A 15,839-nucleotide genomic window follows, 5' to 3' on the forward strand; every position below is an offset into this window, starting at 1 on the left:
GGTGGAGCATCAGCAGATTCAGGCCACCGCCACGGCGGCGGGGATTGCGCCAGGGCACACCTTCACGTTAACCAACGCGCCGTTCTTCAGCGACAACGGCGAGTATCTGGTGACGGCGGCGGGTTACCACTTCGAAGAGAACCGCTACGCCAGCGGCGAGGGGGAAACCATTCACCGCACCGATTTTACGGTCATCCCGTCGGCGGTGGTGTACCGTCCGGCGCAGACCACGGCGTGGCCGCGCACCTACGGCCCGCAGACCGCGAAGGTGGTGGGGCCGAACGGCGAGAGTATCTGGACGGACAAATACGGTCGCGTGAAGGTGAAGTTCCACTGGGACCGGCTGGCGAAGGGCGATGACACCAGCTCCTGCTGGGTGCGCGTGTCGAGCGCGTGGGCGGGCCAGGGGTACGGCGGGGTGCAAATCCCGCGCGTCGGCGATGAGGTGGTGGTGGACTTTATTAACGGCGACCCGGACCGTCCGATTATTACCGGGCGCGTGTACAACGACGCGAGCATGCCGCCGTGGGCGCTGCCGGCCGCGGCGACGCAGATGGGCTTTATGAGCCGCACGAAAGACGGTTCCGTCGACAATGCCAACGCCCTGCGCTTTGAGGATAAAGCGGGCGCAGAGCAGGTGTGGATCCAGGCCGAGCGGAATCTGGATATTAACGTCAAAAACGACGAGTCGCATTCTACTGAAAAAAATCGCACTCAGTTTGTTGGAGAAGATGAAACTTTACGGGTAGCGAAAAACCAGAAATCAGGGATTAAAGGTGATGTGGTATGCCTGACGGGAAACAGTCGAAACGATAAAGTCGTTAACAATTTTATCCTTTCCGCAGGCAATACGCTGAGACTGGAATGTGGTGAAAGTGCTATCGAGCTATCAAAAGATGGCAGCGTCCATATCATTGGTAATAACTTTAACTTTACTGCAAAACAGAATGCACAAATTAATACGCTTTCCGGTGAATTGCATTTAAATCCTGATGATGGACGAAACGTTATCGATCCTCCTGGCGCATCCCATCAGGGTGAAATCCAGCAGGAAGTGGATAGTTTTTTTGTTATTAATGGCAATAAATAAGAGTAACACGAATGGCTGAATATATTCTTCAGGAAGCATCCCTCGCCTTACCTGATGTGTTTAAAGACAGAACCATGAATTTATTTACCCTGAGTGATAACGGAGCCAGCGAGTTTACTTTTGTTGTTTCTCGTGCGAGTGCTAAAAACGAAGATAAAGTCCATGATGCGGCAACACGGCTGGTACGTGAACTGGAAATTACGGTGCCCGACTTTCGTCTCGAATCCTCTCTGATGACCTCTGTTGATGGTCTCCCTGCGGTTGAGCTTTTTTATCAGTTCAAAAATGATAATGCGATCATTTTCCAGAGGCAGACCGTTATTTTGCTCGGTGACCATCCTGGCGGCCAAAAGATGGTGTGTTATATCGGTACTTGCCCGGGCGAGTTTAGCGATTATTATCATAATCAATATCAGGAAATTATCCGCAGTATTAAGTTCCACAAACCGGCTCAGACTGAAACTAGAGAAATGCTCGCTGCCGACAGCCAGGGGCCATTTTTTGCGCTTGATAGTGAGAGTAAGGTACTCAGTGTCTTTGAAAACATTCAGGAACTGTATGGACATCTTTCGCTTCAGCGGGCGAAAGAGGGGCAATATTTGCTTTTTGAAAAACAGGGTAAACCACTCAGTATTGCACCCGTTCCGGACAGCCAACCCCTTCGTTACGCGCTCTGGACGACTTTCGCAGACAAATCACATCACCTACTTTCACAGCTTTCCGTATGCCGCCAGGTCTCTGGTTCTGACCAACTTAATACACCCGATCGGATACGTGGGTATCTGATGGCACAGCGAGCCGAATAGTTATGTCCGAATGTCTGGCCGCTCGCGTAGATGATGAGATTGCTCATACAGCCTCAAAAGGCTGGATGATCGCAGGATTGGTTGGTGGGGCAATTCTGGGCGCAGCTGCCGTTGTCGTCACAGGAGGGACCGCGTTGGTTGCTGTTTCTGCCGTTGCGGCTGGGGCATGTGCTGCGGGTGGGTTGGGTGAGCTCCTCGGCAGTATGTCATGGGCTCCACGCCATACCACCGGTACGCTAAAAGAAGGTTCACCCAATGTCTTTATCAACAGCCGAAAGGCTATCCGCGCTCATCTGTCAGCCGGAGAGTGTGATGAGCACAGCGGTAGCCTGCAACGGGTTGCGGAAGGTTCGATAAAAGTTTACATCAATAACTTTCCCGCCTCTCGCACAGGCGATAAGTTGACTTGCAGCGCCGAGATTAGTCAGGGATCGCGTAATGTTATTATCGGTGGAAGCAAGGTTCAGACCGATGAAATAAGTCCTGAAATCCCGGAATGGGTTAACTGGACGATGCTCGCCGTTGGTGCCGGAGCCATGGCGGTGCTGGCCAGTCCGGCAATCGCACTTCTGAGTACCCTCGGTGCGATGGGCGGTGGCACTGTGGGTAGCTACGCGGGTGGAATGCTGTTTGGCGAAGGCAGCGACGGTCAGAAATGGGGGATGCTGATTGGCTCTGTTATCGGCGGCGGGGCTGGCATGAAGGGAGGGGCAAGGTTTGATGCGTGGCGGGCTGGTAAGCCTGTTCTCGAACCGGTTAAGCCAAATATTTCGGCCCGAAGAGCTGAACTTAATGAAAAATTTGGACGCACGGGGGATCTCAATAGAGATATTACAGCCAGAGGAAATAAAGAGCTGGCAAGAAACTGGCTCGAATCTAAGGGCTTCACTCCGCAACAGATTCGTGACTTTGATAATGGCATTGACTATACAAATAGAGTGAGTGTTGAAACAATAAACAGAAATAAAACACTCTATCAAAACCAAGTGCCAGGAGGACGACAGGGAAACTGGTATGCTCTTCGAGAAGATGTTGAGCCAACAGAGTTGGGTATCAATCCAAAAGGTACTATTTATGGCACTGATCAAGTTGTTGATAAAGTAGCAAAACCGTATGTTTCACAACAAAAAGTTGAAATGTTACGTAGTACTTCTTTGCCCGCACTTGATACTTGGTCAGTGAAAGATGTACCCTATCAGACAAAAGGTGGGGCAATACAGATGCTTTCAAGCGAAAAGGATATATTTAAGGTGGCTCATGAATAAAGAAAATTACACCGCGCTAGATTATATAAATGATGCTATTGATGCAATTAATAATCGATTAGAACAAAATCCTACATTTTCTTTATATGTTATGGCGAAAAATCAGTTGGATTATATTAAATCTATTCTAACTGGTGCTGAAAAAGATAAAAGTAAATTACACACATTGAATCTTGGAGTGCTTGCGTCTAAAGAGTTTGATACTACCGATGCCGAACTTGCTCAGCATTTGTCCAATGCTAATTATATAGCCTCGCAGATGGGGCAAGGATTGAAGGTTATTCTTCCCCATGAGCAAGACGTAGAGTACCTGAAAAGGCAAAAAAGATATCGTAAGTGATAGGCAGTTTTTTTATTTTTAAATGTGATTGTCCGGTATCGTTAACACTTTTTTGCTGTAACTATCATATACACTTGATTGCTATCTCCATTTTTTAATGTAATTAAGTCTTCTGTTTCACGGAAAAAAAGAGAGAATGATAGATTATAATCTGTCATGCGCAGTTTCCCTGGTTTAATCCTTTTATAAAGAATGCATAATGGAAGATCTTCACAGTGAAGACTCGGTAATCAATCGTTATGCCGATCGTTATCGTAGCTACATGCCAATTAATATCCGTAATGGAAGAAGAAACACTAGTCTTGATGCGTCGAATTCATCTCACTCATGGGATGCAACATTACCTTTAACCATAACTGAAGATGTTTCACGTGATAAGGCACTTGGATCGCTGGTCGGTTTGGCAGCCGGGGACGCCGTCGGCACCACTCTTGAGTTTAAGAAAAGAGACAGTGAATATGTAGAGGATATGATTGGTGGCGGGCCTTTTCAATTAAAACCTGGTGAATGGACAGATGATACGTCCATGGCATTATGTCTGGCAGAGACTTATCTTTCAGAAAAAAGAATGCATACCGATGTGCTGAGAAAATATCTCTTGAAATGGTATCTTAACGGAGATAATAGCAGTAATGGTCGGTGCTTCGATATCGGGAATACGACGCGATTCGCGCTTGAACAGTATATGCGTGTCGGACCTTCCTGGTATGGCAATACAGAGAAACACACTGCTGGTAATGCTGGGGTTATTCGTCAAGCCCCGGTATCTATCTTTCGTCGAAAATCGCTGCGTGCGATTTACTTCGAATCCCAGGCTCAGAGTAGAGCAACGCATGGCGCGGTAGAATCAATTAACGCATGCCAATTTCTCGGATTGGTATTGCACTATTTAATTAACGGTTATCAAAAAGAAGAAGCTTTTTCGCCTCATATTTTCCCACTGTGCGCGCGTGTAATGATCATAAACGCGGGTGAGTATAAGCAAAAAACTCGCGATCAGATTCGTTCAAGTGGTTATGTTATCGATACGCTTGAGGCCGCGATGTGGTCCGTATGGAATACTGACAACTTCCGGGATGCGATTCTGCTGGCTGCCAATCTTGCCGATGATGCTGACAGCGTTGCGGCGACGGCGGGACAAATAGCGGGAGCATTATATGGTTATTCCGGTATCCCGCAGGGGTGGAAAGATAAACTCGTGCAACACGAACGTATCGCCACAATGGCAGGTGAACTATTCGATAGAGCTCCAGAGGATAATTTCTTATAATTATATTAGTCATATGGCACGGGTATTGTACCGTGCCTCTTTCTTTGTCTGTACCTAATGGTTTGTTAGTTAAAAGCGTCCCGGCGTGTCAAAAATTGGACAATACAGATTCTTCGAGAAGAGAAGATGTGTTGACCATGGTTTGTGGATAAAGGAAATTATATTGAGTTGGGTTGAATTAATGGCGTCACTGATATAGTCAATCAGCGGTTCGGGCCAATATTACGCCTGGTAGCAAAATCTATCGCCGCGTTAAGTTGTATGTTGTTGTTTTATGGTATTTGGTTTGGAAAAGGAATGTGATGCGAAGTGAGATGACGACACGACAATGCCTGGAGAACAACATGTATAAATGTGGTACGTTATGATTCAATGGCTTTTCTTTATTCTCTTTATGATTTGGACACTAGCGCTTATCTGGAATGGAAAAGACTTATTCAGTAAAAAACAATGGTTCCTTGCTGGGTTGATGTTCGTTCTGGTGCTAGTGGCTACGGTTGTTATTGGTTTTACGTTGAAATGGCTCGCTCAGTCAATGTCATTATTCTCCGTCGCAACGGCGAAACAATATTCGATTATCTTTTCCATGTCTTTCCTGTGCGTATGGGGTTTAAAGATTACCGTTGTGCTGCTCTGCACGATTTTTCACGGGGTTATAGGGGGGCACAAAAAATACAATGCAGAAAATTATGAAGCAATATCGTCTATAACACGCGTCGTTGCGCCTGGCTTACTTATCGTTGCTAAAAGCGTCGTTTCCCTGGGTAGCGTCCTTATGTTTTCAGGTTTATGGCTTAAATAAGCACGGTTTAAAAAATATCTCAATGAACACCGAGATTAGTCCATAGTGGAATAAAGATTATGCTCAACCGAATTACCGTTCAGCTCCCGGTGGAGGGGCTTCTGTTCTGGAAACTGACGGGCCGCGAGGCGATGTCCGAGTCGTTCGCGCTGACGCTGACCGTGCTCGGCACGGACGCGCGCATCGACCGCAGCAAGCTGCTGGGCCAGCCGGTCACGGTGACCATCCCGACGCAGAACCTGCTGACGTCCCGCTATGTTAACGGCAAAATTACCCGCGTGGCGGTCAGCGCCGTTGAGCTGACGGGCACCCGCTATGCGGTGTACCAGCTGACGGTGGAGCCGGACCTGTGGCCGATGAAGCGCGACCGTAACCTGCGTATTTTCCAGGGCCAGACGGTGCCGCAGATTGTGAAAACCCTGCTGGGTGAGCATCAGGTCAACGTTGAGGATAAACTCACCGGCAGCTACCGGGTGTGGGACTACTGCGTGCAGTATCAGGAGTCGAGCCTGGACTTCATCAGCCGCCTGATGGAGCTGGAGGGGATTGCCTATCACTTCCGCCATGAGGCGGACAAACACACCCTGGTGCTGACCGATGCCGCCACGCAGCATCAGCCGTTCAGCGGCTATGAGGTTATTCCTTACCACCAGACGCCGTCAGGCGGCAGTACGGATGAAGAGGGCATCAGCCAGTGGGCGCTGGAGGACAGCGTGACGCCGGGGATTTACAGCCTCGACGACTATGACTTCCGCAAGCCGAACGCGTGGCTGTTCCAGGCCCAGCAGAACCCGGCATCGCCGAAGCCGGGCAGCATCGACGTGTACGACTGGCCGGGGCGCTTTGTGGACAAAGGGCACGGGGAGTTCTATGCCCGCATTCGTCAGGAGCGCTGGCAGGTGGAGCATCAGCAGATTCAGGCCACCGCCACGGCGGCGGGGATTGCGCCAGGGCACACCTTCACGTTAACCAACGCGCCGTTCTTCAGCGACAACGGTGAGTATCTGGTCACGGCGGCGGGCTATCACTTTGAAGAGAACCGTTACGCCAGCGGCGAGGGGGAGACCATTCACCGCACCGATTTCACGGTCATCCCGTCGGCGGTGGTGTACCGTCCGGCGCAGACCACGGCGTGGCCGCGCACCTACGGCCCGCAGACCGCAAAAGTGGTGGGGCCGAACGGCGAGAGCATCTGGACGGACAAATACGGCCGCGTAAAGGTGAAGTTCCACTGGGACCGCCTGGCGAAGGGCGATGACACCAGCTCCTGCTGGGTGCGCGTGTCGAGCGCGTGGGCGGGCCAGGGCTACGGCGGGGTGCAGATCCCGCGCGTCGGCGATGAGGTGGTGGTGGACTTTATCAACGGCGACCCGGACCGGCCGATTATTACCGGTCGCGTGTACAACGACGCGAGCATGCCGCCGTGGGCGCTGCCGGCCGCGGCGACGCAGATGGGTTTTATGAGCCGCACGAAAGACGGTTCCGTGGACAACGCCAACGCCCTGCGCTTTGAGGATAAAGCGGGTGCAGAGCAGGTGTGGATCCAGGCCGAGCGTAACATGGACACCAGCGTTAAAAATGATGAAACGCACAGCGTCGGCGGGGCGCGCAGCCATTACGTGAAGAAAAATGAACTGCATCGCGTGGAAGCGAATCAGACTCAGGCCGTGAAAGGTGGCACCGAGATCCTGACGGGGAAAGGCAAGCTGGATGCGGCGGTGGAGCAGTACGTCATTGCTTCCGGGACGAAGCTGCGGCTGGTCTCCGGTGAGAGTGCCATTGAGCTGAATGCTAACGGCAAGATTAACCTGATCGGCAAAGAGTTTAACTTCTTCGTGGAAGGGGATGGTTATATCACCACGGGCGGTAAGCTGCACCTGAATACATCGGGAACCAAGCCGGGCACAACGGCACCGGGTTCGGGGCATAAAGGGGATATTGATGCGGCGGTGCAGGAGAAATTTGCGCCGGGAAAGGAGAGTAAGGCTGGTGCGGCTGCCAGCGCACCTGCCGAAACCTCTAAAAACGCAACGCCTCCAGCATCGAATGTTCCTTCAAGCGGATATGGCAAGGATGTAGATAGTCTTGTCGATAAATCACCAACGATGAAAAATGACATAGCTACGTTAAAGAAACGAGGCTGGACATTTGAAGAAGGTGAGGCAGGCAAGGGGACGTTTGCCAATCGTCAAAAGCGAGTTATTACCGTTGATAAAAACGAGCTCGGTAATCCGAATGCGGTTGTTCAGTCTCTGTCACATGAAAGTGGTCACGCTTTATATGAACCCAACATTGATTTTTCTTCGCGCGACGCCTATCTCAACAGCACACTCAGTGATGAAGGCGCTGCAACATTGAACAATATCCGGGTCCAGCGCGAAATCATAGCCAACAAGGGTGGTGATATCGGTATTGCGGGCAATCCGGCAAATCAGACACAATATAATCGTATCTATGATTCTCTCGAACGTGGGGCTATAAAGGAAAGTGAAGCGCGTACGCAGATAGGCCGTATCTTTGGCAAAGGCGAACAAACGTCTACCACAGGGCAATATTACGAAGATTATTATGGCGGTTGGTATGATAAAAATTATCCATAGTCTAAAAACGGGTGCGGTGCTTGCGGCTTTATTAACGACGGGAATGGCAGGAGGTAACATGCAGAAACAGGATCTTTGGCAGTTCATTGCAAAAATGAGCGCATCACTCAAAACGTTGTCCGTTAACAGTCTGGATAACGCTCCGTTGTCATTCAAGCTAACGAAACAGAATGAATATATCAATTTCTACAATGCCGACGATATCAAACTGGCGGATGGAACGAACATTACTGCAATTGATTTACGCTTAAGTAAAGAAAGTGACGGTATGGCACCGTTACTGAATTTTTCACCGTCCGGCCAGTGCATCACTCTCGATACTGTTAAAAAGCATTATCCGCAACTGACGTTAACTGATTATCCACGAGGCCGCTCTGAGAACGAAGTGACCAGCTATACAGCACCAAAAGATATGAATGGACAAAAGGTGAGCTTCAGTTTCACCGTGAAAAATCCTGACTGTCTGGGTTCAATCGTCATAAGCGCCGAATAAGAAACGCTGCTCCCATGTCCTGGCGGTGTTTCCAGTGGTGAGAAGCGCAATAAATATTGATTAAATGACAATTAATGTGAAAAAACACACTCCGACATTTCTTTGTTCTGCCCTGATGTTTATCTGTCTGAGCAGCAATGTTGTTTTGGCTCGGGTTAGTCCGCCTGTTCTGACAAAACAGGATTTTTCCGTCAAGGTTAAAGGCCAGTCTGTCGCATTAGGCGACAGATGGACTCCTGATATTGCCCGTAAAATTGACGTGCCGCTTGAAGGCCATTTTGTCGGTGAGGTTCCTTTTGAAGGAACGAACTATAAATTCTACCAGCATCAAAATGATGGTTTAGAAATATTCACTTCAAATCTCTGGTGGGATAAAGCTGAACGAAGCGTTGATGATTATATCGTGTCTCAAATTACGGTGACTGCCGAAGGCTTCGCCACGCCGCGTGGTGTCCATGTGGGTTCAACAATTACAGCAGTGAACAATGCATACGGCGATGGCCAGGTCGAAAATGATTCCGGGGAGCAGTTGATTTCTTATGAGTTGGGTAAGAAATTGCTCTCTTTTGAGGTTACAGACAGTAAGGTCGTGAAGATAACAATGAATTACGATAATGGTGCTTCAGAGTAATTTATGACCAAAAAATATCTGGCAGCCGTATTGTTCACTGCTTTATTGACAGGCGTCGTTGAAACGTCATCGGCGCTTGAATTATCGCAATACAATAAGCTCGATACGGTTAGCCGCATCGTTAACGACAGCGAAGTGACAGACAGTCTCAGGACGCTGCTGGGAAATCATTACCAGACCTTTATTGATAACTTTGATGTCTTCGGTGAACCGCATACCGCGGCAGGCGGCGGATTGTTTGTTGAAGGCTGGCTAAAGGATCTCTACCAGGAGAATGCGTCAGCGCTGGTCATCAATCCTGACGGCAAAATCTTTGCGGCCTGGGTGGTTCCGGAGTCGGACGTTATACAATATCGGTCATCTGATAATAGCCCGGTTATTCATGCCGATATTCAGCAATGGGCCGCCAGATTCAATACGATGCAGTTTGCAAAAAACAGCCAATCAGGCCTCGCGTTTGACGGGGAGTGGGCTGGAGAATCCGGGAGCGACTCGACGTTAACCCTGCGGTTAGCTGAATCAGGCAACCGTATCACCGGGTCTTATTGCTATATATCCCAGAAAGGAAACCGCATAGATTGCCCGGAAGATGATGAGCGTAATCTTACCGGTACTATCGCTGGCAATCGTGCCAATATTGAATTCAACTCATCGTTTGGCGGCCCAGGCGGACGTGCTGTTCTGGCAATAAAGGGGAGTGAAATGGAATGGCGTCTGGTAACGCCTCCACAAAAAGGAAATGATTATACTCCGCTGCGTTATACGTTACGTAAAGCCGCTTCGGTTCATCACGCTGAAACCAGAAAACTGGACACCGAAAAGTTCGCTATTTCGCTGATAAACAGGTGCGGCCATTTTGAGAGCGAATGTGACCAGATGGTTTATCTCGGCGTGCGCAAAAGTGATAACAGTACGATCTCCTTAAAGGGAAAAACGTTGCACGACTCCGCAGGTAAAATAATCGGCTCAACGTACAAGAATGGCGAGATCGTTTATACCGTGACGTACGAGCCCGCGAAATTGGTTGTCAGCAAAGGCAGCCAGGTTTTAGTCGAACAGTCAGGTCAATGGCGTAAATAATAAAACAGCCAGCCAAAGGGCCAGCATGGATTGGCCTTTTTGTTTCTCACAATATTAATCATCCCGAGTTCACTTATGAAATACACCCTCCAGGAAGGTTCGTTTTCCCTTTTTCCTGCTGCCTGGCAGGATAACAGCATGAATATTATTCGCGATGACGAAAGCGGGCTGTCCGTGGTGGTCAGCCGCGGCGTGATTCCCGATGGCAGCGACTACGAACAAGAGTTTCACCGCCAGTGGGATGTGCTGCGTCCGCAGATGGGTGAAATTGCCCAGAGCGAATTCCGGAACGTAAAAGCCGGGCCTGACGGAAAAATTAACGGGCTGGAAGTTGAGACCACCTTTGACCGTAACGGGCAGCGCCTGTGGCAAAAACAGCTGGCCGTTCAAACGCCGGGCAAACCGGTATTGATGATTTTTACCCTCTCGGCACTCAGAGCCTTTACCGAAGAGGACGAGGTGCGCTGGAGCGCGCTTAAGCAGAGTCTGACGCTAAACGACAACCGGAATGTGTAAGGCATGAGCGATAACAACGCGGCCCGTAAGGGCGACGAGATTATTCACTCCAGCATTTTTGCTGACATCACCAGCATTGTGGCGGAAGGTGCCGCCTATGCGGTGATCGGCGCGGCGGTAGGCGCAGCTGCAACCGTAGCAGCGCCATTGCTGGGCGCAGGGGTGGCCGCAGCGGGCGTAGCGGCAATAGGATCCAGCTGTCTGTTAAGCGGGATTATCGGTGGCGTGCTGGCGAACGTGGCGGGTATTACCGACGATATCAGCAACGCCGCTGAGGGGTTAGGCAATGCGCTTTTCCCGCCGTCGCCTGCGGGTAAAATCACTACCGGTTCCAGTAACGTTCTCACCAACGCAATCCCCGCCGCGCGCGCGGCAGGCACGCTGACGCCCGCCGATACGCCGTCTCCTGAGCCGCAGTCGCCGGGCAGCTTTGCCGATTACGCGGGCATGCTGCTATCCGCAGCCGGTCAGTTTTGTAGCGAAATGTGGCAGCCGAGCGTGGCCTCTGCCGCCGCGGGAACCTCGCCGCTGGAAGAAGACAAGGTGGCGTGCGAAAAGCACTCCGGACCGCAGTATCTGGCGGAAGGCTCTAAAAGCGTCTTCATCAACGGGCAGCCTGCGGTGCGTGCCAAAGATCGCACCACCTGCGAAGGCACCGTTTCCGACGACGTCTCCCCGAACGTGATCATCGGAGGCGACACGCTCACGGTCCGCGATATCAAAAGCGGTAAAACGCCGGGTCTGGCGCTGGGGATGATTGCGCTCTCACTGCTGCGCGGGCGTCCGGGCAAGATCCTGAAAAACATGCCCTGCGCGCTGGCGGCAGCCGGCGGCGGGATGCTGGCCGATATGGCAGTGAATGCGGTGTTTGGCTCCTCGCACCCGGTTCACGCCGCCACCGGCGTGAAGGTGCTGAATGACGACGACGAGCTCGATTTCTCGCTGCCGGGGCGCTTTCCGCTTCGCTGGCAGCGCAGCTACAACAGCCTGACCACCCGGGAAGGGTTGTTTGGTCTGGGCTGGGCAACCGCCTTTGACAGCTATCTGGCGCTGGAAGAAGACAACGCGACCTGGTTCGACGAAACCGGGCGCGAACTGAGCTTCGAGCTGCCCCCTGTCGACCACGCATTTTACAGCATCAGCGAAGGCATTATCATCCGCCGCAATGAGAACGGCGACGTGGCGATTGCCGACGATGACGGTGCGGTATGGCGTCTGTATAAACCGACCCGGGCGAATCCATCCATCCTGCGTTTGGCCTCGCTCAGCGACGAATACGGCAACGCGCTGCTGACGGAGTGGGACGAGCACGGCAGGCTGGTCGGCCTTCACGACGAGCCGCGGGCGATAGACGTCACCCTGCGCTATGACGATGAACGTTTCCCGCAGCGCGTTACCGCTGCCAGCCATTTCGACGGCAGCCATACATGGCCGCTGATGCAGTGGGGCTACGACGCGCGCGGCCAGCTGGCGAGCGCGACGGACGCCTCCGGCGTGGTGACGCGTGAATACCGCTATAACGAGCACGGGCTGATGGTCTGGCACCGGATGCCGGGCGGTCTGGAGAGCGAATACCGCTGGAAAAAATTCGACCACTGGCGCGTGGTGGAAAACCGCACCAGCACCGGCGACGGGTGCCGCTTTAGCTACGATTTAGCCGCCGGTCTGACGACCGTTGAGCACTACGACGGCCAGACGCGCCGCCACTACTGGAACGCGCAAAACCTGATTGTCCGCTACGTTGACGAGCGCGGTGAAAACTGGCGCTACGAGTGGGACGAGAACGAGCTTCTGACGCGTCGCATCGATCCGCTCGGCAATGCCGTTACCTTCGTCTACGACGACATGGGCAACCGGGTTCAGGAGATCGACGCCGACGGCAATACCCGCACTACCACCTGGCTGGAGCACCGCGCGCTTCCTGCGGCCATAATCGAAGCCGACGGCAGCGCCACCCGGTTCTGGTACGACGAACATCACGGGCTGAAGCGCGTGGTGGATCCGCTGGGGCAGACCACGCAGCTGCGCCGGAACGCGTTCGGCCAGGTCGTTGAAGAGGTCGATGCCGCCGGAAACAGCCGCTACCAGGAGTACAACGAGGCCGGGCAGATCGTTCGTTCGACGGACTGTGCCGGTCGTATTACCCGCTACCGCTACCATCCGCTGGGCTGGCTGGTGGCCGAGACCGGCGCCGACGGGGAAGAGACGCGATATCGCTACGACGCCGCAGGGCGTCCGGTACAGCTCGATCGTCCTGAAGGCTGGACGGAATCGCTCAAATGGAACGAACGTGGCCTGCCGGTGAAGCATGCGGGCGCCGACGGTAAAGAGAGCGAGTTCATATACGATGAGTCGGGGCGCTTAACCGCGACGCGTAATACCCAGGGTGAAGAGGTACGTCGTCGCTGGGACAGCCGCGGGCGTCTGATTGCCCTGGAAAACGAAAACGGCGAAGCGTATCAGTTCCGCTGGGGCGCGGACTCGCTGCTGCTGGAAGAGGTGGGGCTGGATGGCGTAGCCTCGCAGTATCGCTATGACGCCTGCGGACGCACGATAGCACGCACGTTTGCCGCCGGTCATCCGGAGGCCATCACCCACGCCTTCGCCTGGAGCGCGAGCGGCCAGCTGGTCGCCCGCACCACGCCGGAGGGGCAGACTCGCTACCACTACACGCCGTCCGGGCTATTAAGCCGGATTGGGCTGCATCCTGCGCTTGCAGCCGACGCGTGGACCACCGAGGCAGAGCAGGAGCTCGCCTTTGAGTATGACGCGCTCGGTCGCGTGACGCGCGAAGCGGGCGAGCTCGGCGAGCTGGCGTGGGAGTATGACGCGCTGGGCAACCGGACCTCTATTACGCTGCCCGATGGCCGTGAGCTGAAGCAGTTTTACTACGGCAGCGGGCATCTGCTCAGCATTGCTCTGGATAAGCTGTCGGTCTCCGATTTTACCCGCGACGAACTCCACCGGGAGACCAGCCGCACCCAGGGGCTGCTGACCACCCGCAGCGAATACGATCGTCTTGGCCGACTGCATCGCCGTGATGTCTTTACCGGCAATGCCCAGCGCCCGTCGCCGCGCCGCTGGTCCCGCCGCTGGGATTACGACTACCACAATAACCTGGTGAGGGAAGAGCGGGACGATAACCCGTTCAGCTGGTACCGCTGGCAGTACGACAGCGCCGGGCGCCTGCTCGTTCAGGACGGCACGCTGCCCGGCCAGGAGCAGTGGCGCTGGGACGCTGCCGGTAACCCGCTCGAAGGATCTGCTGAGAAGGTCACGCACAACCGCCTGACGCAGCTGAACGGCATTCGCTGGCGGTATGATATCCACGGCCGCACCGTGGAGAAGGATAACGGCCAGACGCGCTGGCACTACCGCTACGACGGCGAACATCGCCTGACGGAAGTCATCAGCCAGCCGCGGGATCGCAACAAGCCGCAGACGCAGGTCAGCTTCCGCTACGATCCGCTCGGGCGACGCATCAGTAAAACGCGACGCCAGATGCTGGGCGGACAGCCAACCGGCAAGCCGGTCACCACCCGGTTTGTCTGGGAAGGGTTCCGCCTGCTGCAGGAGGTGCACGGGGATGTGCCGCTGACCTACGTCTACAGCGACCAGGACAGCTACGACCCGCTGGCGCGTATTGACGGTGTGGAAGCGCCGGAGATTTTCTGGTTCCACTGCCAGCCCAACGGCACGCCGGAGCGGATGACGGATAGTGAAGGGCAGGTGCGCTGGGAGGGGGTGAACAGTGCCTGGGGCAAGCTGCTGCGTGAAAGCGAGACGCAGGTATCAGGATATTCTCAGAACCTGCGCATGCAGGGTCAATACCTGGATCGTGAGACAGGGCTGCACTACAATCTCTTCCGGTATTATGACCCGGACTGCGGAAGGTTTACGCAGCAGGACCCGATAGGGCTGGCGGGGGGGATAAACCTTTACCAGTATGCGCCGAATGCGCTGGGGTGGGTGGATCCGTGGGGTCTTAATAGATGCGAGGCAGGAGTTGCATCAGGAAAAGGTAGTAAAATAAAAGGCAAGTGGTTGAAGGGATCGCATGGTAATGCAGGTTTATTCCCATCATCTGTTGCTGATAAATTACGAGGTCGGGAATTTAAATCCTTTGATGATTTTAGAGAGAATTTCTGGAAAGAGGTGTCTCTCGACCCGCATCTATCGAAGCAATTTAGTACATCAAACGTTACCAGAATGCGGGGCGGAAAAGCTCCAATAGCACATGATACACAGTGGAACGGGAAAAATAGATCTTATGTCCTACACCATAGAACCCCTATCCAACATGGAGGCGGTGTCTATGATGTTGATAATCTAGTAATCGTTACACCAAGATATCACCTTGACATTCTAGATCGTGCTTATCATTTTTGAGGGGTAATATGCAAAGACAAGAGCTTATCGAGCTAATAAGGAAAATCCAACGCAGCGAAGGGACGGAAGAAGAAGCTGATAATGACATCGACCTCCTTTGTAGAAGTGTCGCAGATCCTCAGGCAGCTAATTATATTTATTATGAAGAACTTAGCGCAGAAGAAATTGCGGATAAAATTATAAATTACAAACCAATTCAACTATAAGTAGTATTCGGGGGGCGCAATGAGTCCCCCATATTGAAAAAAATCCATGCCAAAGCGTGGATTTTTTTTCATTCAAAACAAATCAAACGTTAAATAAGACGTTCATCACGTCGCCATCTTTAACTATGTAATCTCTATCGACGGGACGTCTTTACCGGCAATACCCAGCGCCCGTCGCCGCGTCGCTGGTCCCGCCGCTGGGATTACAATTACCGCAATAACCTGGTGAGGGAAGAGCGGGACGATAACCCGTTCAGCTGGTACCGCTGGCAGTACGACAGCGCCGGGCGCCTGCTCGTTCAGGACGGCACGCTGCCCGGTCAGGAGCAGTGGCGCTGGGACGCTGCCGGT

At 52.9% G+C, this 15,839-nt stretch carries 13 protein-coding genes and 1 pseudogene; all 14 read left to right on the top strand.

Features of this window, described 5'->3' with window-relative positions:
* A partial coding sequence (locus ACMWLG_RS24280; protein ID WP_414763047.1) for a type VI secretion system Vgr family protein occupies positions 1 to 1,090 on the top strand: 1,090 nt, incomplete at its 5' end.
* An 11-nt stretch (positions 1,091 to 1,101) separates the two neighbouring features.
* Complete coding sequence (locus ACMWLG_RS24285; RefSeq protein ID WP_045404270.1) at positions 1,102 to 1,896, top strand: DcrB-related protein; 795 nt, start codon at positions 1,102 to 1,104, stop codon at positions 1,894 to 1,896.
* Between the two features lie 2 nt (positions 1,897 to 1,898).
* Positions 1,899 to 3,161 (top strand): polymorphic toxin type 46 domain-containing protein, encoded by a 1,263-nt coding sequence (locus ACMWLG_RS24290; RefSeq protein WP_045404269.1) that lies wholly within the window; start codon positions 1,899 to 1,901, stop codon positions 3,159 to 3,161.
* On the top strand, positions 3,154 to 3,501 hold the full coding sequence (locus ACMWLG_RS24295; protein ID WP_045404268.1) for an immunity protein Tsi6 family protein: 348 nt from the start codon (positions 3,154 to 3,156) through the stop codon (positions 3,499 to 3,501). The genes ACMWLG_RS24290 and ACMWLG_RS24295 overlap by 8 nt, the downstream gene beginning before the upstream one ends.
* A gap of 199 nt (positions 3,502 to 3,700) precedes the next feature.
* On the top strand, positions 3,701 to 4,771 hold the full coding sequence (gene tri1 / locus ACMWLG_RS24300; protein ID WP_045404267.1) for an ADP-ribosylarginine hydrolase Tri1: 1,071 nt from the start codon (positions 3,701 to 3,703) through the stop codon (positions 4,769 to 4,771).
* A gap of 364 nt (positions 4,772 to 5,135) precedes the next feature.
* Positions 5,136 to 5,573, top strand: coding sequence for a hypothetical protein (locus tag ACMWLG_RS24305; protein ID WP_226855174.1), 438 nt, complete (start codon positions 5,136 to 5,138; stop codon positions 5,571 to 5,573).
* A 59-nt stretch (positions 5,574 to 5,632) separates the two neighbouring features.
* Positions 5,633 to 8,173, top strand: a complete 2,541-nt coding sequence (locus tag ACMWLG_RS24310) for a type VI secretion system Vgr family protein (RefSeq protein WP_047063747.1) — start codon at positions 5,633 to 5,635, stop codon at positions 8,171 to 8,173.
* The gene (locus ACMWLG_RS24315) at positions 8,154 to 8,666 is read left to right on the top strand and encodes a hypothetical protein (RefSeq protein WP_045404264.1); all 513 of its coding nucleotides are present in this window, start codon (positions 8,154 to 8,156) and stop codon (positions 8,664 to 8,666) included. The genes ACMWLG_RS24310 and ACMWLG_RS24315 overlap by 20 nt, the downstream gene beginning before the upstream one ends.
* 76 nt (positions 8,667 to 8,742) lie before the next feature.
* Positions 8,743 to 9,297, top strand: a complete 555-nt coding sequence (locus tag ACMWLG_RS24320; RefSeq protein ID WP_227760447.1) for a hypothetical protein — start codon at positions 8,743 to 8,745, stop codon at positions 9,295 to 9,297.
* Positions 9,298 to 9,300: 3 nt separating this feature from the next.
* Complete coding sequence (locus ACMWLG_RS24325) at positions 9,301 to 10,377, top strand: hypothetical protein (protein ID WP_045404261.1); 1,077 nt, start codon at positions 9,301 to 9,303, stop codon at positions 10,375 to 10,377.
* 75 nt (positions 10,378 to 10,452) lie between these two features.
* Positions 10,453 to 10,893 carry a DcrB-related protein gene (locus ACMWLG_RS24330; protein WP_023330599.1) on the top strand — a complete coding sequence of 147 codons (441 nt, stop codon included), beginning with the start codon at positions 10,453 to 10,455 and terminating at the stop codon, positions 10,891 to 10,893.
* Between the two features lie 3 nt (positions 10,894 to 10,896).
* Positions 10,897 to 15,282 (top strand): RHS repeat-associated core domain-containing protein, encoded by a 4,386-nt coding sequence (locus ACMWLG_RS24335; RefSeq protein WP_414763048.1) that lies wholly within the window; start codon positions 10,897 to 10,899, stop codon positions 15,280 to 15,282.
* Positions 15,283 to 15,290: 8 nt separating this feature from the next.
* Entirely contained in the window at positions 15,291 to 15,488 is a 198-nt protein-coding gene (locus tag ACMWLG_RS24340) for a bacteriocin immunity protein (RefSeq protein WP_045405487.1), read from the top strand.
* Positions 15,489 to 15,611: 123 nt separating this feature from the next.
* Positions 15,612 to 15,839: pseudogene (locus ACMWLG_RS24345) on the top strand (RHS repeat protein); the annotation flags it as partial.

It is taken from the genome of Enterobacter sp. 01-M-02-SI-ECC, assembly GCF_047530595.1.
Classification (GTDB): domain Bacteria; phylum Pseudomonadota; class Gammaproteobacteria; order Enterobacterales; family Enterobacteriaceae; genus Enterobacter; species Enterobacter cloacae_M.